The 461-nt window shown below is 34.3% G+C and carries 1 pseudogene; it reads left to right on the top strand.

The features are described 5' to 3' along the window. Positions 1-461 (top strand): annotated as a pseudogene (locus tag IU405_RS02000) (xylose isomerase); the annotation flags it as partial.

Raw genomic sequence — 461 nt, 5'->3', positions numbered from 1 at the left:
CTTTAGGAGACAAAGAATATTACAAAGGAATTGGAGAAATTACTTACGAAGGAAAAGAATCAGATAACCCCTTAGCTTTTAAATATTATAACCCAGAGAAAGTAGTTGGTGGAAAAACAATGCGTGAGCATTTTAAATTTGCTATAGCTTACTGGCATACCTTCTGTGGTCAAGGTTCTGACCCGTTTGGACCAGGGACTCAAAAGTTTGCTTGGGATCAATCTAATAACCCAATTCAAGCCGCAAAAGATAAAGCCGATGCAGCTTTTGAGTTTATAAGTAAGATGAGGTTTGACTATTTTTGTTTTCATGATTACGATTTAATTCTAGAAGGACCAACATTTGCTGAATCTGAAAAAAGATTATCAATTATTACAGATTATATAAAAGAAAAACAATCCGACTCTGGTATTAAATTACTTTGGGGAACGGCTAATTGCTTTTCAAACCCAAGATATATG

The sequence above is a fragment of the Polaribacter sp. BAL334 genome (assembly GCF_015767435.1).
Lineage (GTDB): Bacteria > Bacteroidota > Bacteroidia > Flavobacteriales > Flavobacteriaceae > Polaribacter.
Note: the sequence above shows the minus strand (reverse complement) of the source record. Positions and strands in the feature narration are given on the sequence as shown.